Below are 18,883 nucleotides of genomic sequence, written 5' to 3'. Positions count from 1 at the left end.
CGCCGTCACCGCCGGCTCTTCGGGTCGATCGCCTCGCGCATGCCCTCGCCCAACAGGGTGAAGCCGAGCGCCACCACGATGATCGCGGCGGCCGGGAAGTAGGCCAGCTCGGGCCGGACCTCGAAGTAGCGCTGACCGTCCACACCGAGCATCAGGCCCCACTCCGCGCGGTTGATGTCGGGGTCACCGAGGCCGAGGAAGGACAGCGACGCGGCTTCCAGGATCGCGGTGGAGAGCGTCAGCGTCGCCTGCACGATCACCGCCGTCATCGCGTTCGGCAGCATGTGCCGCAGCACGATCGCCCCACGCTTGACGCCCAGTGCCCGGGCAGCCAGCACGTGGTCGCTCTCCCGCTGGGCGAGCATCGAGCCGCGTAGCAGCCGGGCGAAGATCGGCACGTTGACGATGGCCACCGCGAGGATGACAGTCCATTGGCTGGACCGGCTGGCCAGGGCCACCAGGCTGATCGCCAGCAGCAGGGCGGGCAGGGCCAGCATCACGTCGGTGAAGCGCATGAGGATGTTGTCGACCCAGCCGCCGAACGCGCCGGCGATCGCACCCACCAGCACACCCAGGATCAGCCCGATCAGCGTGGCGAGCACGCCGACGAACAGTGTCTGCCGGCTGCCGTGGATCATCCGGGACAGGAAGTCCCGGCCGAGCGGGTCGGAGCCGAGCGGGAAATCGCTGCTGGCCCCGGGGATGTTGTCGACGGTCAGGTTCTTGGTCAGCTCGTCGAAGCGCTGCGCCGGGTCGTGTGGTGCGAGCAGCGGCGCGAAGATCGCGACGAGCACGAAGAGCGCCACGATCGCCGCGCCGACCATCGCGGTCGGGTTGCGGCGCAGCCGGCGGAGCGCGTCCCGGACCAGGCTCACCCCGCCCTTCTCGGCGGTGGCCTGAGCCAGCTGCTCCAGCCGGGCGCGCTTGCGCTCGCCGAGCCGGTCCAAGCCGCGGGGCAGGCTGCCCTCGGGCTTCTCGGTGACGGCCGACGGGTCCACGCTCTCGCGCGGGGTGCCCACGACGGGCCGGGTGATCGGATCGCTCATCGCACACGCACCCTGGGGTCGATGAAGGCGTAGGAGAGGTCGACCAGGAGGTTGACCAGCACGAATACCAGCGCGGCCAGCAGGATCAGCGCCTGCAGCACCGGGTAGTCGCGGCCGCCGCTGATCGAGTCGTAGATCAGCGTGCCGAGCCCGCCCCAGTTGTAGACCCGCTCGGTGAGCACCGCGCCGGAGAGCAGCGCACCGGTCTGCAGGCCGATGGTGGTGACCACCGGCAGCAGCGCGTTGCGCAGGATGTGCCGGCCCCGGATCGTACGGTGCCGCAGACCCTTCGCCTCGGCGGTGCGGACGAAGTCCTCGTTGAGCACGTCGAGCACGCTGGCCCGGGTGATCCGGACGACGACCGCGAGCGGGATGGTGGCCAGCGTGATCGCCGGCAGGATCAGGTGCCACAGCGCGTCGCCGGCGGCGTCGAACTCCCGGGTGAGCAGGCCGTCCAGCACGAAGAAGCCGGTCACGTCGGTGTTGTCCAACCCGGTGCTGATCCGGCCCGACGGCGGGAACATGTGCATGTTCTGGGTGAACACGTCCTTGAGCAGATAGCCCAGGAAGAAGATCGGGATCGAGATGCCGAGCAGGGTGCCGCCGATGCTCAGGTTGTCGAGCAGCCGGCCGCGGTGGCGGGCGGCGAGGTAGCCGAGCGGCACACCGAGCCCGATCGCGATGATCATGGCGGCGGCGGCCAGCTCGACGGTCGCCGGGAAGGCACGGCCGATCACCTCGGTGACCGGGTCACCGCTCCGGATCGAGTTGCCGAAGTCGCCGGTGATCAACCGCTGCATGAACTTCGCGTACTGCACCAGGACCGGCTGGTCGTAGCCCAGCGCCTTGATCAGCAGCGCGCGGCGCTCCGGCGTGGCCCGCTCACCGAGCAGCGCCTCGACCGGGCCACCGGGCAGATTCCGCAGCCAGACGAAGACCAGAGCGGACAGCCCTATCAGGGTCACCACCAGCTGGAGCAGGCGGCGAACTATGACTCGCAACATCTCTCACACACCAGATTCTCGGTTGAACAGCGGGTCGGCCCGGGCCGGGAGCGAGCGCCCGGCCCGGGCCGATTCCGCGTGGAACGTCAGCGGTGGATGTCGCGTCAGCCGACGCTGACGGTGTTGAACCGCTCGTCGGTCAGCGGGCTGGCGACGAGACCCTTGACGTCCTTGGTGACCACGATGGCCGGCGGGGCGTGCCAGACCGGCACGGCCGGCAGCCACTTGGCGGCGATGTCGCGGTTGACCTGCTCCCAGGCCGCCTTCTTGGCGGTCTCGTCGACCGTGCCGTCGGCCTTGGCGATGGCCTCGAACATGTCGGTCATGCCCGCGGCGCCGAACTCGACCTTCGCGCGGCCGAAGAACGTGCCGACGAAGTTGCCCGGGTCGTTGTAGTCACCGGTCCAGCCGAGCAGGTGCAGGTCGTGCTTGCCGAACTGCTGCACGTCGTCCTTGTAGCCACCGTTCCACGGGCGGGCCACACCGTTGACCGTGATGCCGACGGCCTTCAGGTCGTTGGCGAGCACGGTGAAGATCTCCTGCGGGTTCGGCATGTACGGCCGGGACACGTCGGTCGGGTAGTAGAAGTTGAGCGTCAACTTCTCCGCGCCGGCCTCCTTGAGCAGCTGCTTGGCCTTCTCCGGGTTGTAGTCGTACTTCTGCACGTCCGGCGCGTAGCCGAGCACGCTCTCCGGCATGAACTCGTCGGCGACCTTGGTGCCACCCGGGCCCTTGGTCTGGACGAGCTGCTGACGGTTGAGGGCGTGGGCGATCGCCTGCCGCACCCGCAGGTCCTTCAGCTTCGGGTTCTTCTGGTTGAAGCCGAGGTAGAGGATGTTGAACGCCGGGCGGTCGAGGACCTGGAAGCCCTCGCCGGCCAGCGCCTTGCGGTCGGCCGGGGCCGGGAAGTCGATGCCCTGGACGGTGCCCGCCCGCAGTTCCTGCTTGCGGGTGTTCTCGTCCTTGATGACCTTGATGATCAGCTTGTCGACCTTGGCCTTCTCGCCCCAGTAGTCGGCGTTGCGCTCCAGGGTGATCTCACCCTTGCTCTTGTCCCAGCCCACGAACTTGAACGGGCCGGTACCGACCGGGTGCTCGCTGGCGAACGCGCTGTACTCGAAGGAGTCGCCGTTCTGCTTGACCGTGTCGGCGTCGTACTTCTTCAGCGCGTCAGGGCTGGCGATCGAGAGCGCGGTGAGCGCGAAGGCGCCCGGGAAGGCACCCTTGTACTTGTTCATCGTGACGACGGCGGTGCCCTCGTCCTTCGCCTCGCACTTGTTGTAGATCGGGTCGCCGGTACCCTCGGCCTCGTTCTTGGCGAAGCCGCCGAAGACGTCCGAGTAGTAGATCATCTGCGACTGGGCGGCAGCGCCCTTCATGTTGAACCAGCGGTCGAAGTTGAAGCAGACCGCCGCGGCGTTGAAGTCGGTGCCGTCGTGGAACTTCACTCCCTTGCGGAGCTTGAAGGTCCAGACCTTGCCCTCCGGGTCGTGTTCCCAGCTCTCCGCCAGGGCACCCTGCAGATCGGCGGTGCCGGGCTTGTTCTGCACGAGGGTGTCGTACATCTGGCGGATCGGCCGGAAGGTCTCGCCGTCGTCGTTGAAGATCGGGTCGAAGTTCTTCGGGTCCCCGGCACCGGCGAAGACGAAGGTGCCGCCGCTCTTGGCCTCCCCACCGCCTTCTTCCCGGTCGCTCTTGGCGCAGCCGGACGCACCGACCGCCAGGGCGGCCGCGGCCGCGAGGGCCACGGCCGTTTTCAGCCTGCTCGCCTGCATCTCTCACCTCTGTGTATGCGCATGTGTACACGCCGAGCTGTGACTCAGTCCGTGTGCGGGAGGTTATGGCATGTCACAGAGAAGAGGAACGGGCGAGGGGCAATCGCTATCAAGCCGACACCTTCGCATGGTTTCCTCACCGGACGGTGCGGGGTATCGACCGGCGCTCATCGGCACGGGAGCGGTAGCCCGGTGGTGGGAGGAGACGCCGCCCACCACCAGGCCACGGCATCAGACCGCGCGGCGCCCCTCGAAGGCCCGGCCCAACGTGATCTCGTCGGCGTACTCCAGATCGCCGCCGACCGGCAGTCCACTCGCGAGCCGGGTCACCGCAATCCCCATCGGCTTGACCATCAGCGCCAGGTAGGTGGCGGTCGCCTCGCCCTCGGTGTTCGGGTCGGTGGCGAGGATCAGCTCGCGGACCGTCCCGCTGCCGAGGCGGGTCATCAGCTCACGGATCCGCAGGTTGTCCGGCCCGATGCCCTCCAGCGGATTGATCGCGCCGCCGAGCACGTGGTAGCGCCCGCGGAACTCGCCGGTCCGCTCGATCGCCACCACGTCCTTCGGTTCCTCGACCACGCAGAGCACCTCGTCGGAGCGCCGTGGGTCGCGGCAGATCCGGCACTGCTCCGACTCCGCCACGTTGTAGCAGGTCGTGCAGAACCGGACCAGGTCCTTGACCTTGCGCAGCGCGCCGGCCAGACGGTTGACGTCGGCCGGATCCGCCGACAGCACGTGGAACGCGATCCGCTGGGCACTCTTCGGGCCCACGCCCGGAAGCCGGCCCAGCTCGTCGATCAGATCCTGGATGGCACCCTCGTACATCTGCCGGCTCAGAACCCGGACAGGCCGAGGCCGCCCATGCCGCCCGCGACCGGGCCCATCTTCTTCTCGGTCAGCTCGCGGGCCGCCTCGGCGGCGTTGTGCACCGCGGCGACCACCAGGTCCTCCAGCGTCTCGACGTCCTCCGGGTCGACCGCCTTCGGGTCGATCCTGATCGCCTTCAGCTCACCGGTGCCGGCGACCGTCGCGGTGACCAGGCCGCCGCCGGCGGTGCCGGTCAGCTCCGCCTCGGCCAGCTCGGCCTGGGCCTTGGCGATCTGCTGCTGCATCTTCTGCGCCTGCTTCAGCATCTGCTGCATGTTCGGCTGTCCACCTGGGCGCACGGACCGCTCCTTCTTCCACTCGTCTGCTCGGCCGCGCCCAGCCTAGTCGGGCCACGGCACCGCTGAATCGCGGTCGACGCGCGCTCAGCGCGCGTCCACCTCGTCGATCTTCTCCGCGCCGAACGTCTCGCGCAGCAGCTGCACCGCCTGCTCCTCGCTCGACTGCCGTGCCGTCCGCTCGTCGATCACTTCGTCAAGCGGCTCGTCACCCGGATCGAAACCCTCGTAGGCGGGCGCCGCCACCGCCGCGCCACCGCCCCGCACCGGGCCGTCGAAGTCCGGGTCGTAGGGCGGCTCGCCCGCCCACTCGGCATCGGCCGTCTTCCGCGCCGGCTGCGCCGCGCGCGGTCCCTTGCCGGGACCACCGCCCGCGGCGGCCGCCGCCGCTGCCGCACGCGCCGCCGCGATGGCGCTGTTCTTCGCCCCACCGCCCGCGGATCGCGGCCCACCGGCGGGTGCCGGCACCGTCGCGGGTGCCGCCGGCTCGGGTACGACGACAGGCGCGGTGGCGGTCGCCGTGCCCCCGCCCGGACGGGCCGCCGCCGGCCAGTCCCCCCCGTCGCCGGTGCTCGCCGAGGCGGTGCCGGTGGTCGAGGCCGTGCCGCCGGGGCGGGCCGGCTCCGGCCAGTCGTCCTCGCCGGCATGGTCCACGGCAGGGGTCGCCATCGGCCGGGGCGAGGCATCAGGCGATCCCGCGCCGGCACGACCCGCCGCTCCCCCGGCCTGGCTTCCCGCACCTCGGTTGCCGGTGGCCGGGTCGCCTGTGTCTCGGCTACCGGTGGTGCTGCCCGGGCCGGACACCGGCTGTCCCGGGGCGCCACCGGCCGCATCACGTCCGGCGACGCTGGAGTCCGGGCGACCGGGCGCGGCGTGGACCGAACCCGGGCGGCCCGGGCCGGTGTCGGAGCCGGGACGGTTCGGTCCCGCGTCGGCTACGGCCGAGCGGCCGTCAGCGGTGCCTGCCGCCCCGGAGTCCGGGCGACCGGACGCGGTGTCGGACGCCGGGCGGGTCGGGGCGCTGTCGGACGCGCTGCGGGCCGGTGCGGCGTCGGCCTGCGCGCGACTCGCTCCGGACGGGCGGGACGGGCCACCGAGCGAGGCCGCGCCGCGCTCGCCGGCCACCTCGCAGCGGATCTGCCAGCGCCCGCCCAGCTCCTCGTAGAGCGCGTCGGTCAGCACTGCGGCGTGGTCGGCCATCATCTTCGCCAGCACCGTCGACTTCACGGTCAGCACCAGCGTGTCGCCGTCCAGGTCGCGTACCACCGCGTCACGCATCAGCGCGGCGATCCGCTTGTTGCTCCGGTTGACCTTGCCGACCACCTCGGACCAGACCCGGCGCACGGCGACCGCGTCGAGCGCGCCGGGATTCGCCGCGCCGGGGCGGGGCGGTTCGGGCGTGGCCGGGTCGGGCATCACCGCGGACGGCGGTACCGGGCGTCGGGCAGCGGCCGGACCGGAGGTCGTCGAGCCGGCGGCGGCCGGCGCCGGGAATCCGGCGTCCGTGCCGGGGTGAACTCCGGCGGGCGCTTCGGTCGCCTGGGCGGGACGCGGGCCGGACCCGGCAGCGGCCGTGCCGGAGTCGGCTGTCGCACCGGCCGGGGCGGGACGGGAGCCGGTAGCCCCGGCGGCAGAGCCGGGGCGGGAACCGGGTGCGGTGCTCCGGGCGCCTACCGCAGCCGCGGCGGCGGCCCGTGCGGCGGCGGCCCCGGTCGGGGCACCGGCAGCCGCCGGCGTGCCGGCGGTGTCCGGCTGGATCGCGGCGGCAGCCGCGCCCGGGGCGGGAGCCGCTTGGCGTACCCCAGGGGTCTGGGTGGGGTGCGCGGAGTCGGCGGCGGCCGGTGGCAGCTCGACGCCCCCGAGCGTCAGCCGACGCTCCATCCGTTCCAGGCGCTGGAGCAGGCCGCCGGAGGAGTCGTCAGCGCCGGGCAGGAGCATTCGCGCGCAGATCAGCTCCAGCAGCAGCCGGGGCGCCGTGGTGCCGCGCATCTCGACCAGGCCGTTGTGCACGATGTCGGCGCAACGGGACAGCGTCGCCGGGCCGAGGCGCTGCGCCTGGGCGGCCATCCGCTCGATCTGGTCGGCCGGGCCGTCGATGAGGCCCCTGGCGGCGGCGTCCGGCACCTGCTGCAGGACGATCAGGTCGCGGAGGCGTTCCAGCAGGTCGGAGGCGAAGCGGCGCGAGTCGTGCCCGGCCTCGGCGACCCGGTCGACGGTGGCGTACGCGGCGGCGCCGTCACCGGCGGCGAGCGCGTCGCACATCTCGTCGATCAGCGCGGCGTCGGTGACCCCGAGCAGCGCGGCGGCCCGGGCGTAGTCGACGCCCTCCGGGCCGGCGCCCGCGATGAGCTGGTCGAGCACGGAGAGGCTGTCGCGCATGCTGCCCCCGCCGGCGCGCACCACCAGCGGGAAGACCGCCGGCTCGACCTTGACGCCCTCCGCCTCGCAGAGCTGCTCCAGATAGGGGCGGACCACCTTCGGCGGGAACAGCCGGAACGGGTAGTGGTGGGTCCGCGACTTGATCGTGCCGAGGACCTTCTCCGGTTCGGTGGTGGCGAAGATGAACTTGACGTATTCCGGGGGCTCCTCGACCAGCTTGAGCAGCGCGTTGAAGCCGGCCGACGAGACCATGTGCGCCTCGTCGATGATGTAGATCTTGAAGCGACTGCGGGCCGGGGCGAAGAACGCCTTCTCGCGTAGCTCACGGGCGTCGTCCACACCACCGTGGCTGGCCGCGTCGATCTCGATCACGTCGATCGAGCCGCCACCGTCGGGAGCCAGCCCGCGGCACGAGTCACACTGCCCGCACGGCTCGGGGGTGGGGCCCTGCTCGCAGTTGAGGGAGCGGGCCAGGATCCGGGCGCTGGAGGTCTTGCCGCAGCCCCGCGGACCGGAGAAGAGGTAGGCGTGGTTGAGCCGCCCGCTGCGCAGCGCCTGCGACAGCGGCTCGGTGACCTGCTCCTGGCCGATCATCTCGGCGAACGTCCGCGGCCGGTACTTGCGGTAAAGGGCCAGTGCCACCCGTCCCGCCTCCTCTCGACCGAGCCATTCTGCGCCGGTCGGCCCCGGGTGACCACCCACCACCCCGTGACCCGACCCGCAGCGACGTTACCCGGCCCGGGAGACAGAAAGGCCTCCCGTGCACCCGGCAGAGCTCGCTTATCCTTGCTGCCTTCCGGCCCTGGGGAGGTTCACGAGGTACCGCCGCACGGGAGGTGACGCCAAGCCTACCCGAAGGGTTGTGGATCTTCCGGGAGGGTGGGGTGGCCCGTCGTCGCGGGACCTGTATCCTGGCTCGCGGAGGATTCGCCTAGAGGCCTAGGGCGCACGCTTGGAAAGCGTGTTGGGTTCACACCCTCACGAGTTCGAATCTCGTATCCTCCGCTCTCTTGAGCAGCACGAACGGAAGGGCCGGTCCCGTCAGGGACCGGCCCTTCCGTTCTGTCTGCGATCGATTTCGTTTCAGCGGATTCCGACGGCGAGCTGCGTGTTGACCTGACGCACCTGACTCGGCAGCGTGAACAGGTCAACCAGCACTCCGACGAACAGGAGGCCACCGGTGAACAGGTAGAGCAGGCCCCGGCCCGTCTTTCCGAGGTAGAACTGGTGAACGCCGAAGACGCCCAGCAGCAGCCAGAACAGGTAGGCGAGGCCCAGCGACTTCTGGCGAACCTGCACGAGTACCGGCTGGGGCGCGGCAGCTCCCTGAGACATATCAGCTCCTAAAGTAGGCATGGTGGCGGGCTCGGGTCGCACCGATGCACACGACGCTAACCGTGAAGATCAACGACAGGGTGGTCCCGCCCTTCCGGAGCTCGTCGGCGCGCCTCAGCTGCCGCCCAACTGGTCCCGTCGCCGCCTCAGGTACGCCGTCTCCGCGCTGTTCCCCGCCGACTCGATCGCCCGGTCGTACGCCACCCGCGCCTCGGTGCCACGGCCGAGCCGGCGCAGCAGCTCGGCGCGCGTGGCGTGGTACGCGTGATAACCGTCCAGCGGAAGCCCGTCCACCTCCGCCAGCGCCACCTGCGGCCCGTCCAGTTCGGCGATCGCCACGGCCCGGTTGAGCCGCACGATCGGTGACGGGTCGACGCGTACCAAATGGTCGTAGAGCGCGGCGACCTGCGCCCAGTCGGTGTCCCGCGTGTCGCGGGCGTCGGTGTGGACGGCGTTTATCGCGGCGAGGATCTGGTAGCGGCCCGGCGGCCGTCCGGCGGCGATGCACGCGCGGACCAGGGCGTGGCCCTCGGCGATGAGGTCGCGGTCCCACGCGCTGCGGTCCTGCTCGGCGAGGACGACGAGTTCGCCTGTCGCGGACACCCGGGCGGGCCGGCGGGCCTCGGTGAGCAGCATCAGCGCCAGGAGGCCGGTGGCCTCGTGGTCGTCGGGCAGCAGCGTACGGACGAGCCGGGCGAGCCGGATCGCCTCGGCGGTCAGGTCGGCGCGCACCGCCTCCTCGCCCGGGTCGGAGGCGAGGTAGCCCTCGTTGAAGATCAGGTAGAGCACGGCGAGCACGCCGGTGACCCGGGCCGGCAGGTCCTCACGCGACGGCACACGGTACGGGATCCCGGCCGCCTTGATCTTCGTCTTGGCCCTGGTGATCCGCCTGCTCATGGCGGCCTCCTGGACCAGATAGGCCCGCGCGATCTCCGGCACTGTCAGCCCGCCGACCAGGCGCAGCGTCAACGCCACCCGCGCCTCCATGGCCAGCGCCGGGTGGCAGCAGGTGAAGATCAGACGGAGCCGGTCGTCGTCGATCACACCGAGCGGTTCCGGGGCGTCGGCCAGCATCAGCGCCTCCCGGTGCTTGTCCTCCCGCCGGCTCTCGCGCCGGATCCGGTCGACGGCCCGCCGGTACGCGGTGGTGGTGAGCCACGCGCCGGGGTTCGGCGGTACGCCGTCGGCCGACCAGCGCTCGACGGCGGCGGCGAACGCCTCGGCTGTCATCTCCTCCGCGACGTCGAGGTCACCGATGCGCCGGGCGAGCGTGGCGACGACCCGGGCCCACTCCTCGCGGTGGACCCGGGTGAGCGCCTCGCCGACGTCTGTCACGCGCCCAGGAACGGCCGCAGCTCGACCCGCCTGTTGCACCGCTCCGAGGCCAGCGCGGCGAGCGGCAGCGCCACGTCGAAGTCCGGCGCCTCGATGATCCAGAACCCGCCGACGTACTCCTTCGTCTCCAGGTACGGCCCGTCGGTGAGCAGCGGACTCCCGCCCCGCGCATCAACGACGGTGGCCGTCTCCGGCGCCGCGAGCCCACCGGCGAAGACCCAGTGGCCGTCGGCTCGCAACCGCTCGTTGAACTCACCGATCGCGGCCATCTCCGCGTCGGTGGCCGAGCCGGTCGTGTCGTCGAGTACGGAGATCAGGTACTGCGCCATCGGTTCCTCTTTCGCTCTGGTCGGCCGCCGACCGGGCCGCCGTCACCCCGGCTACGAACGCCGCCACCCCGATCCGACAGCCTCCGACGAGGTCGATCACGCAATTCTCGTACGCGGACGTCAGAGCTTTCGTCGTAGTCATAACCGGTTATGCGTTGCATGTATAACCGACAGTCACTGAGCGGGTTGAATAAGTGAATGATCGCGGCATCGAGGCCGAGCAGGTGTGCGCGTTGCGGCGCCAACCTGGCTGCCGACAACGACTCGGGACGGTGCGCTCCCTGTCAGCGAGCGGAGCGGGACCGCATCGTCGCTGCTCCCGACGTTCCACCCAGCTTCTGGTCCCATGAACCGCTTCGCCATGCGCTTGCGGATCGGCACCTCGGTCGCGTTGTCCGCGCCTACCGTCACCATCCCTATCACGGGCGACAGCCGCTGCCGCAGGCCACGGTCGCCGGCTGGTTCGGGATTACGCAGGCGCAACTGAGCCGCATCGAGAACGGACCGGCGGTGGTGCACCTCGACCGACTGGCGCACTGGGTCCGCGTGCTGCGGATACCCGCGCATACCTTGTGGTTCCGACTACCGGCCGCGCCAGGCGACACCTCCGTGCCAGCCGATGTCGTGGAGGTGGGTCCTCAACTGATCCGCGCACTCCGGTCCGCAGATCGTCAGGTTGGCGGCAAGAACCTCTACAGCACTGTGCTGGCGCACCTCGCCACCTTCTCCAGGCCGACAGGTCGTCCTCCTGCCATGTCCTCGCAGGTGCTCATGGCGACCGCTGCCCTGCACGAGATGGCCGGTTGGATGGCACACGATTCCGTGACAGCACGACGAGTAGACGGCACTTCCTTGACGCCTTGGCGCTCGCCGTCGACAGCAGAGATGCGCTGCTGGTGGCGCAGGTGCACGGAAGCCTGAGCCACCTCGCCTGCCACGGTGGAAACGCGGGGGCCGCGATCTCACATGCCAGCGACGGGCTCGCGGCCGTCGCCCAAGAGGACGCCGGTGCTCTGATACGCGCCGTCTTCTTGCCTTGCAGGCGCGCGGTCTCGCCGCAGCGGGTCTCACCGCCGACTGCCACGCTTCCCTTCAGCGGGCCGAGTCCGCCTTCGCGGAGGCGGCACCTGCACCCACCGAATGGCTGAGTCCATTCGACCGCACCTCGTTCGATATCGAGTCGGCACGTTGCCTGCTTCGCCTCGGTGACGTCACGGCCGCTCTTCGCATCCTCAACGGCAGCGTCGCCGAGCGGCCGGGCGGCCGGGTGCGGAGTCAGGCGCTCGCCCGGATGCTCCTGGCCACCGCGCTCGTCGGGCAGGCCCGGATCGAGGAGGCGTGCGACCTGACACATCAGACCGTCGATCTCACCCATGGTCTGGGCTCGGCCGTCGTCCTCGACCAGCTCAGACATCTCGCACTGCTTTTGCGGTCGCATGCCGTCCGGTGCCCGGACGTGCCACAGCTTCTGGACCGGCTTCGCGACGCCATCTGGGAGCGGAGATGGGTGGCGCTGCCGCTGCCGACGGGGTGAGGACGGCTGACAATCGTCGGTATGGCCGACGAGCGTCCCCTGTACGAGCGAGATCCGGCAGCCTGGCAGGCCCACCTCGCCGAGGGCAACGCGCGGCAGCCCCGGAAGCGGGTGGGAGCCGACGTACTGCTGCGCAACGGTGACGGCGACGTCCTGTTGGTGGATCCGCGCTACAAGCCGGACTGGGACCTGCCGGGCGGCATGGCGGAGGCGAACGAGCCGCCGCACCTGGCCGCCGAGCGGGAGGTACGCGAGGAGTTGGGTCTCGAACTGCGCGTCGGACCGTTGCTGGTGGTGGACTGGGTGGCACCGCACGGCCCGTGGGACGACAGCCTGATGTTCATCTTCGACGGCGGCGCACTGCCGCCCGCCGAGCCGTTGAAACCGGCTGACGGCGAACTGGCCGACGCTCGATTCGTTGCGCTCGCTGATGCGCAGGCGTTGCTTCGCCCGTACGTTTGGCATCGGCTGCGTCACGCGGTGGCCGCGCTGAGCGACGGACGCCCGAGGTACCTGACCAACGGAATCACCTGAAGCCGTCGTACACATGTTCCATCCACAGCCTGTGGACGCCGAGAGGACCGGATGAGTTACCAGCTCAGCGCCGTGGTCGCCGACGTCGAGTTGCTGCGCGAGCAGACCGCCGACCTGGACCACGCGGTGCTCGCCGCGCTCCGCCAGGACTTCGCGCTGCTGCCTGTCACCCCGCAACTGGTGCAGGAACTGACCGGCGGCCTGCCGGACTACGCCACCGACGAGCCGCACGCCGAGCGTCCGTTCCGTCTGGTGCTCTCGCCGCCACTGGCGGAGGTGCTTGCGCGCTGGTCGAGGAGCGGCCCGGTGGCGTACCTGGAGGCGGAGTTCGCGGGCGGGCTCGGCCACCAGTCGGCGGTGGTCTGGCTGGGTGGCGAGGTGAGCTGGGGTCCGCGATACGACGCCGCGCTGGACCGGCCGCGTACCGAGTGGCCGATCAACACCGCGCTGGCCCGGCTGGGCGCGGAGCCGGGCGCGTGGATCGACCCGTTCGCCGAGCTGGGCCTGCATCTGGAGCGTGACACGGACGGCTGGCTGGCGCACGGCCGCCGCGGACTGTCCGCCGACTACTGGGACGAGCTGGCCGAGGAGTGGGAACTACGCCAATCCGACCAGCACCAGCAACCTCATCGCCCCGGTCCCGTTGGTGACTGGGGGATTGCATGAAACTACGACAATTCGGCTTTATTGCCGCACTGCTTGTTGCCGCGTCCGCAGCCGGCAGCGGCGTTCATCCACAGTGGGCCACCCGCCCGGTCGGCGCGGCCCAGGTGGTCGGCCTGGACGGACTGCGCAACGCCGGGTTCGGCGACACCGAGGCGGACCTGACCCGGCGCGGTGTGCTGCGCGCCGACGAGGCGGCCTGCGGGCCCGCGCTGGTCGGGCACGGTTCGGTCAGCCCGATCTTCGTCGACGACCGTCTCGTCCTGCTCTGGCTCGACGACCCAATGAGCACACCCGAGGGCATCAGCGCCGGCTCCCCGGTGGGCGAGGCCCGCGCCGCGTACCCCGGCGCCGTCGACCTGCCGGCGCCGCCCGGCAGTCACCGCTTCGCCGGGCTGCTCGCCCGCGACGGCGACCGCGCGTACCTGTTCCTGCACGACGGCGTCACCGTCCGGGAGATCATCGCCGGGTACGCGGACTGGGCCCGCCGCCTCTTCGACGAGGGCTACGGCCCCTGCTGACCCGACCCGCCGGGACTCCGGTGTGACCGATACGGCGACTCGACCGGTCTCTTGGAGAGGACGTCGTCGGACACCGGGAGCGAGCTGTGGACCAGAAACTGCATGTGCTCTTCGAGCGGGCACTCGGGGTGGAACCCGCACCCCTGACCGGGGAACTGGCCCGGGAGGCCAGGGCCGGGGGCACCGCGCTGCGGCGCAGGCGCCGGCTGGTCACGGGAGGCGCGGCGACCGGTCTCCTCGCGGTCGCCGCCGTCGTGGTCGGGCTGAACCTGACGCCGGCACCGAGGGAACCGGCACCGCCGGTGGTGGCGGCCGGCGCACTGATGCCCTCCGCCGGCTCCACCTGTGAGCGGCAGTGGGGTGACGAGCCGGTCGACATCCGCGTCTTCCTGCGGCGGGAGATCACCGATCGGCAGCGCCTCGACCTGCGTGACGCGCTCCGATCGGATCCGATCGTGCGGAGCGTGACGTTCCAGAGCCGGGACGAGGCGTACGCCAGATTCAAGGAGATGTACCGGAACAGCCCGGACCTGGTCGACGCGGTCACACCGGAACAGATGCCCGAGTCCTTCGAGGTCACAGTGACGAGGGCGAGGGACTACTCCCGCCTGGTGGCGAACTTCCACGACCGGGACGGCGTCGATCAGATCCTGGGCGGTCCGTGCCCGGCGCGCTCCGGGTCCGGGGAGGGTGAGTGACCAGCGGGCAGATCGACGTACGCGCGACACCGTCCGTCGAACGCCCGGCCGGTCCGCTGGCCCGGTGGAGCGCCGCCCGCAGGCGTGAGCGCAGCACCCGGGACGACGACTTCAGCGCGTTCGTCGCGGCGACCGCACCCCGGCTGAGACGCATCGCCTACCTCATGTGCCGGGACTGGCACCTCGCCCAGGATCTGACCCAGATCACGTTCACCCGGATGTACGCCTCGTGGACCCGGATCCGGCACACCGCGAACCTCGACGCGTACAGCCGCCGGGTGCTCATGAACGCCGTCTTCGACCAGCGGAGCCGGCGCAGCGGCACCGAGGTGGTCTGCGCCGACCTGCCCGAGCGGCCGGAACCGGCGGCGACGACGGACCTGCACGTCGCGTTGATGACTGCACTGGCGACGCTGCCGATCCGGGACCAGGCGATAGTGGTGCTGCGGCACTGGGAGGACCAGAGCGTCGCCACCGTCGCCAAGATCCTCGGCATCTCCGCGTCGGCGGTGAAGATGCGCGACGCCCGGGCGTTGGGCCGGATCCGCGCGTTGCTCGGCGACGACTTCACCGGGAGTTGACCCGGAACGCGGAAAGCCCGGTGCGATCCTCGCGGATCGACCGGGCTTTCTCGCTGTTCACGAGCGGTGGCGGCGGGATTTGAACCCGCGGAGGGCGTAAACCCTCACACGCTTTCGAGGCGTGCTCCTTAGGCCACTCGGACACGCCACCGCCGACGAGGGTACAGGACCGCCGGGTTGGACGCCGAACCGGTATCCCTCGGCCCGGCCTGGCAGGATCTTTGCCATGAGTACGCACATCGGCGCTGAGCCGGGAGAGATCGCCGAGCGGGTCCTGATGCCGGGCGACCCGCTGCGGGCCAAGTGGATCGCGGAGACCTACCTGGAGGGGGCCCGCTGCTACACGACGGTGCGCGGCATGCTGGGCTTCACCGGCCGGTGGAACGGTGTCGACGTGTCCGTCCAGGGTTCCGGCATGGGCATGCCGTCCGCCTCGATCTACGCGCACGAGCTGGTAAACGAGTACGGCGTGAAGTCGCTGATCCGGGTCGGCTCCTGTGGCGCCCTGACCGAGGATCTGCAGCTGCGGGACGTGGTGGCGGCGATCGGGTCGTCGACCGACTCGAACATGAACCGGATGCGCTTCGACGGGCTGATCGACTACGCCCCGGTGGCCGACTTCGGGTTGCTGCGTACCTCGGTCGAGGTGGCCGAGCGGCGCGGCATCAGCATGCGGGTGGGGCCGATCCTGGCGGCGGACGCCTTCTACACGGACCGGCCGGACCTGTACGACCGGCTCGCCGACTACGGCGTGCTGGCGGTGGAGATGGAGTCGGCGGCGCTCTACACGATCGCGGCGCGCTACAAGGCCCGCGCGCTGACCATCCTGACCGTCAGCGACCACATCAAGACCGGCGAGAAGACCACGTCGCAGGAGCGCGAGCAGACGTTCGGCCAGATGGTCGAGATCGCGCTGGACACCATCATCGCCTGACCTGATCGACCCCGGACCGCCCCGTCGCCGCAAGGTGGCGGGGCGGTCGCGCGTTACCGTCGTCACAAAAATAAATACGACCGGTCGTGCTTGTTTCCTCTAGGCTGATCGCATGACCTCCGACGGCCGCGTCGCCCGTGGCGACCGCACCCGCACCGCGGTGCTGGACACCGCGGTGGCGCTGGCGACCGAGGTCGGCCTGCACGGTCTGTCCCTGGCCCAGCTCGCCGACCGGCTGGAGGTGAGCAAGTCCGGCCTCTTCGCGCACTGGCGCTCCAAGGAGGCGCTGCAACTCGCCACAGTCGACCGGGCCGTGGCGCAGTGGCAGGAGATGATCGTCGCCCCCGCCCTGCGGGCACCCCGGGGCGTACGCCGGCTGCACGCGCTGCACGAGGCCCGGATCGAGTTCTACGCCGCCCGGGTGCTGCCCGGCGGCTGCTTCTTCGCCAACACCGAGTTCGAGTACAACGCCCGCCCCGGCCCGGTCCGGGACCGGCTCGCCGACGCGTTGTCCCGGTGGACCGCACTGCTGGAGCGCCTCGTCCAGGAGGCGGTCGACCTCGGCGAGCTCCCCGCCGACCTGGACGTGCCGCTGCTCGCGTACGAGATCGACGCGCTGGGGATCAGCGCGGTGATGCGGTCCCGGCTGCTCGACCCGGACGCCTCCTACCGGCACGCCCGCCAGGGCCTGCTGAACCGGTTGCGGGCGCTCTGCCCGGATCCGGCCCTGCTACCGGAAGGCCAGTCATGAGCCACACCACCGCCGACCTGCCGGTCGCCGAGTTCGGGCACGTCGAGCACGTGCCGGTGCACTTCGACGATCTGGACGCGATGGGCATCCTGCACAACGCGCGCTACGCCGTGCTGCTGGAACGCGCGCTGACGCCCTACTGGGCGGAGCGGGGCGTCGCCTTCCGGGGCGACGTGCACGCGACACCCGACGTGTTCCACGCCGTCCGGGAGTTCACCATCACCTATCGGGCGCCGGTCATCGGCGTCGGCGCGGTGGCTGTGCACTTCTGGCTGGAGCACTTCGGCGCCAGCAGCGCCCGCTACGCCTTCGAGTTCCGCTCGACCGACGGCGCCACAGTGCACGCCACCGGCACCCGGTCGATCGTCCGGCTCGACCCCGCCACGCTGCGCCCGACCGCCTGGACCGAGGTCGCCCAGGGGGTGGCCGCGACGCTGCTGCGCCCCGCGCCGGCAAGCGCCTGAGCCGAGAACTCTCAGCGGAAGAACGCGCGCAACAACGCCGCGCTCTCGCGTTCCAGCACGCCGCCGTACACCTCGGGGCGGTGCGTGACGCGGCGGTCGCGCAACACGTCCCAGAGCGACCCGACGGCGCCCGTCTTGGGTTCCCAGGCGCCGAACACCACTGTCGAGACGCGGGCCAGCGCGATCGCCCCGGCGCACATGGTGCACGGTTCGAGCGTCACCACGAGCGTGCAGTCGTCCAGCCGCCAGCGGCCCAGCCGCCGCGCGGCCCGGCGCAACGCCAGCACCTCGGCGTGCGCCGTCGGGTCGCCGGTCAGCTCCCGCTCGTTGCGGCCGACCGCCAGTTCGGCGCCGTCGGGGCCGTAGAGCACCGCGCCGACCGGCACGTCGTCGGCGTCGCGGTCGGCCGCCGGGCCGGTCACCGCGATCTCAAGGGCACGGCGCATCCACAGCTCGTGCCGCTGCCGGCGGCCGATCGCGCCCGGGTCGGCGAGCGCCTCGTCCGCGCCGGGACCGGCACGCCCGGCCCGGCCGGGGGTGGGCTGCCCCGGGCGTACGGTCTCCAGCGCCGGATCGGTCGCGTCGGCCGGTTCGGCGGCGCCGGGCGTCAGGGACTCCCCGGGCTCAGACCTCACGCAGCTCCTCGACCTCGTCCACACAGCCCAGTACCTGGCAGATCTCGGATGTCACATCGGCCGGCATGGAGCCCTCGTGCGCGCAGAGCGCCAGCAGCTTCTGCGCCGGGATGCCCAGGTCGGCGAGGAGGTCCGCGTCGCCCACCGGGTCGGCCTCCGGGTCCACAGCGGGTTGTTCGGTCTCGTCGTCGCCGCCGGAGGCGCGCGGCTCGTCGACCTCCTCCAGCCCGGTCACCGAGGTCTTCAGGTCACCGACGAGCAGCGCGCCCAGCCGGGACTCCTCCGCGTACGCCGAGTCCGAGCCGAAGACCCGCAGGTCCTCTCCCTCGTCCAGGCGCAGGAGGACCAGGTACGTGTCGTCGGCCTCGACGAACAGCAGCGACAGGTCGGCGTCCGGCTCGACGTCGCGCAGCCGGTCGGCGACCTCCTCGATGTCGGTGACGCCCCGCAGGCTCACCTCACCGGCGGTCCAGCCGCCGTCGACGCGCGCCACGGCAGCAGCGAAGTACGACACGGTCCCCCCAAATTGGCTCAGCAGCATGCCGACACGTCACGCGATGCACGTTAACCGGTCGGGTCGGCGGGCGAGCGGTCAACGCCCCGGATGAACCGGCCGTTCTGAGAGAGAAAGCTGGTCAGCCGACGACGCGCCGGCGGGTGGCGATGAGTTGGCGCAGCCGCTCGGTGCGGGCCCGCTGCGGCCGCTGGCGCTGCTGTACCGCACGGGCACCGGCCAACTCGGCGAGGAGTTGCAGGCGACGGCGGCTCCGATCGGGGTCGAGCCGCGGCGGTGTGGTCCAGGCCATACCGCGAGGGTGGACCGTCCTCGTGCGTACGTCAAGGTGGCCTTCGCTACGCAGCGAGACCGGCACCGAAGGTCACCAGAGCGGCCAGTCTCCGGTCTGCGCCCACCTGGTCACGACTATCGCCGCGGCGATGCTCCAGCCACCCGCGGTGACGATCGCCACGCCGGTCGCCACCCCCCGGTCGCCGTGACGGACCAGCACCGCGGCGGCCACCCACGCCAGACCGCCGGCCAGCAGCGTCCACCAGGCGTAGCCGGCCACGCCGCCGCCGAACAGCCCGAACAGCAGCAGCCAGGCGAACGCGACGAGCGCGCCGACCGCCACGCCGGTGCCGGTGACCGGGTACGGCTCGCGGTAGCTGGGCCGCATCGACGTGTGCGACGGGAACAGCCCCGA

Annotated in this window: 22 protein-coding genes, 2 tRNA genes and 1 other RNA gene; 10 read left to right on the top strand and 15 right to left on the bottom strand. The window is 71.3% G+C overall.

Annotated elements, in window-relative coordinates; genetic code table 11:
* Positions 1–5: 5 nt before the first annotated feature.
* The 7 genes from AB0C17_RS17060 to ffs form a co-directional block, all read right to left on the bottom strand.
* Positions 6–947 (bottom strand): ABC transporter permease, encoded by a 942-nt coding sequence (locus tag AB0C17_RS17060; RefSeq protein WP_357389581.1) that lies wholly within the window; start codon positions 945–947, stop codon positions 6–8.
* A 95-nt stretch (positions 948–1,042) separates the two neighbouring features.
* Positions 1,043–2,050: an ABC transporter permease gene (locus AB0C17_RS17055; RefSeq protein ID WP_357389517.1), complete on the bottom strand. Its 1,008-nt coding sequence runs from the start codon at positions 2,048–2,050 to the stop codon at positions 1,043–1,045.
* Positions 2,051–2,154: 104 nt separating this feature from the next.
* The gene (locus tag AB0C17_RS17050) at positions 2,155–3,825 is read right to left on the bottom strand and encodes an ABC transporter substrate-binding protein (protein WP_357389519.1); all 1,671 of its coding nucleotides are present in this window, start codon (positions 3,823–3,825) and stop codon (positions 2,155–2,157) included.
* A gap of 231 nt (positions 3,826–4,056) precedes the next feature.
* Complete coding sequence (gene recR / locus AB0C17_RS17045) at positions 4,057–4,650, bottom strand: recombination mediator RecR (protein WP_357389521.1); 594 nt, start codon at positions 4,648–4,650, stop codon at positions 4,057–4,059.
* A gap of 8 nt (positions 4,651–4,658) precedes the next feature.
* On the bottom strand, positions 4,659–4,967 hold the full coding sequence (locus tag AB0C17_RS17040; RefSeq protein WP_357389583.1) for a YbaB/EbfC family nucleoid-associated protein: 309 nt from the start codon (positions 4,965–4,967) through the stop codon (positions 4,659–4,661).
* A 108-nt stretch (positions 4,968–5,075) separates the two neighbouring features.
* The gene (locus AB0C17_RS17035) at positions 5,076–8,009 is read right to left on the bottom strand and encodes a DNA polymerase III subunit gamma and tau (protein ID WP_357479304.1); all 2,934 of its coding nucleotides are present in this window, start codon (positions 8,007–8,009) and stop codon (positions 5,076–5,078) included.
* A 107-nt stretch (positions 8,010–8,116) separates the two neighbouring features.
* An RNA gene (gene ffs / locus AB0C17_RS17030) (signal recognition particle sRNA small type) lies at positions 8,117–8,206 on the bottom strand.
* Between the two features lie 81 nt (positions 8,207–8,287).
* On the opposite strand from ffs, the gene AB0C17_RS17025 reads away from it, so the two are divergent.
* Positions 8,288–8,372 (top strand) — tRNA-Ser (locus AB0C17_RS17025).
* A gap of 78 nt (positions 8,373–8,450) precedes the next feature.
* Here the strand turns inward: AB0C17_RS17025 and AB0C17_RS17020 are convergent.
* The 3 genes from AB0C17_RS17020 to AB0C17_RS17010 all read right to left on the bottom strand — a co-directional run bounded on the left by AB0C17_RS17020 (position 8,451) and on the right by AB0C17_RS17010 (position 10,366).
* Positions 8,451–8,702: a TM2 domain-containing protein gene (locus tag AB0C17_RS17020; RefSeq protein WP_357389525.1), complete on the bottom strand. Its 252-nt coding sequence runs from the start codon at positions 8,700–8,702 to the stop codon at positions 8,451–8,453.
* Between the two features lie 114 nt (positions 8,703–8,816).
* The gene (locus tag AB0C17_RS17015; protein WP_357479300.1) at positions 8,817–10,037 is read right to left on the bottom strand and encodes an RNA polymerase sigma factor; all 1,221 of its coding nucleotides are present in this window, start codon (positions 10,035–10,037) and stop codon (positions 8,817–8,819) included.
* The gene (locus AB0C17_RS17010; protein ID WP_357389529.1) at positions 10,034–10,366 is read right to left on the bottom strand and encodes a YciI family protein; all 333 of its coding nucleotides are present in this window, start codon (positions 10,364–10,366) and stop codon (positions 10,034–10,036) included. The genes AB0C17_RS17015 and AB0C17_RS17010 overlap by 4 nt, the downstream gene beginning before the upstream one ends.
* Positions 10,367–11,402: 1,036 nt before the next feature.
* Here AB0C17_RS17010 and AB0C17_RS17005 point away from each other — a divergent pair.
* From AB0C17_RS17005 to AB0C17_RS16980, 6 genes are all read left to right on the top strand, one after another.
* Positions 11,403–11,900, top strand: coding sequence for a hypothetical protein (locus AB0C17_RS17005; RefSeq protein WP_357479297.1), 498 nt, complete (start codon positions 11,403–11,405; stop codon positions 11,898–11,900).
* Between the two features lie 21 nt (positions 11,901–11,921).
* The gene (locus AB0C17_RS17000) at positions 11,922–12,434 is read left to right on the top strand and encodes an NUDIX hydrolase (protein WP_357389533.1); all 513 of its coding nucleotides are present in this window, start codon (positions 11,922–11,924) and stop codon (positions 12,432–12,434) included.
* A 51-nt stretch (positions 12,435–12,485) separates the two neighbouring features.
* Positions 12,486–13,100, top strand: a complete 615-nt coding sequence (locus AB0C17_RS16995; RefSeq protein WP_357389535.1) for a hypothetical protein — start codon at positions 12,486–12,488, stop codon at positions 13,098–13,100.
* Complete coding sequence (locus AB0C17_RS16990) at positions 13,097–13,618, top strand: hypothetical protein (RefSeq protein ID WP_357474464.1); 522 nt, start codon at positions 13,097–13,099, stop codon at positions 13,616–13,618. The genes AB0C17_RS16995 and AB0C17_RS16990 overlap by 4 nt, the downstream gene beginning before the upstream one ends.
* Positions 13,619–13,704: 86 nt before the next feature.
* On the top strand, positions 13,705–14,316 hold the full coding sequence (locus AB0C17_RS16985; RefSeq protein ID WP_357479294.1) for a permease-like cell division protein FtsX: 612 nt from the start codon (positions 13,705–13,707) through the stop codon (positions 14,314–14,316).
* On the top strand, positions 14,313–14,897 hold the full coding sequence (locus AB0C17_RS16980; protein WP_357389541.1) for a SigE family RNA polymerase sigma factor: 585 nt from the start codon (positions 14,313–14,315) through the stop codon (positions 14,895–14,897). Before AB0C17_RS16985 ends, AB0C17_RS16980 begins: the two co-directional genes overlap by 4 nt.
* Before the next feature lie 64 nt (positions 14,898–14,961).
* Here AB0C17_RS16980 and AB0C17_RS16975 read toward each other — a convergent pair.
* A tRNA-Ser gene (locus tag AB0C17_RS16975) sits at positions 14,962–15,048 on the bottom strand.
* A 75-nt stretch (positions 15,049–15,123) separates the two neighbouring features.
* Between AB0C17_RS16975 and deoD the strand changes: the two genes are divergently transcribed.
* The 3 genes from deoD (at position 15,124) to AB0C17_RS16960 (ending at position 17,046) form a co-directional block, all read left to right on the top strand.
* Positions 15,124–15,831, top strand: a complete 708-nt coding sequence (gene deoD, locus AB0C17_RS16970) for a purine-nucleoside phosphorylase (protein WP_357389543.1) — start codon at positions 15,124–15,126, stop codon at positions 15,829–15,831.
* Between the two features lie 112 nt (positions 15,832–15,943).
* Entirely contained in the window at positions 15,944–16,582 is a 639-nt protein-coding gene (locus tag AB0C17_RS16965) for a TetR/AcrR family transcriptional regulator (RefSeq protein WP_357389545.1), read from the top strand.
* Positions 16,579–17,046, top strand: a complete 468-nt coding sequence (locus AB0C17_RS16960) for a thioesterase family protein (RefSeq protein ID WP_357389547.1) — start codon at positions 16,579–16,581, stop codon at positions 17,044–17,046. Before AB0C17_RS16965 ends, AB0C17_RS16960 begins: the two co-directional genes overlap by 4 nt.
* Positions 17,047–17,057: 11 nt before the next feature.
* Here the strand turns inward: AB0C17_RS16960 and AB0C17_RS16955 are convergent, their stop codons facing one another.
* From AB0C17_RS16955 to AB0C17_RS16940, 4 genes are all read right to left on the bottom strand, one after another.
* On the bottom strand, positions 17,058–17,522 hold the full coding sequence (locus AB0C17_RS16955) for a nucleoside deaminase (protein ID WP_357389585.1): 465 nt from the start codon (positions 17,520–17,522) through the stop codon (positions 17,058–17,060).
* Between the two features lie 148 nt (positions 17,523–17,670).
* Complete coding sequence (locus AB0C17_RS16950; RefSeq protein WP_357389549.1) at positions 17,671–18,195, bottom strand: tRNA adenosine deaminase-associated protein; 525 nt, start codon at positions 18,193–18,195, stop codon at positions 17,671–17,673.
* 121 nt (positions 18,196–18,316) lie between these two features.
* A complete protein-coding gene (locus AB0C17_RS16945) occupies positions 18,317–18,487 on the bottom strand; it encodes a hypothetical protein (RefSeq protein WP_018786529.1) in 171 nt (56 codons plus the stop codon).
* Between the two features lie 72 nt (positions 18,488–18,559).
* Positions 18,560–18,856, bottom strand: coding sequence for a hypothetical protein (locus tag AB0C17_RS16940; protein ID WP_357389587.1), 297 nt, complete (start codon positions 18,854–18,856; stop codon positions 18,560–18,562).
* Positions 18,857–18,883: the final 27 nt, after the last annotated feature.

Source organism: Micromonospora sp. NPDC048887 (assembly GCF_040649715.1).
In the GTDB taxonomy this organism is placed as follows: Bacteria; Actinomycetota; Actinomycetes; order Mycobacteriales; family Micromonosporaceae; genus Micromonospora.
Note: the sequence above shows the minus strand (reverse complement) of the source record. Positions and strands in the feature narration are given on the sequence as shown.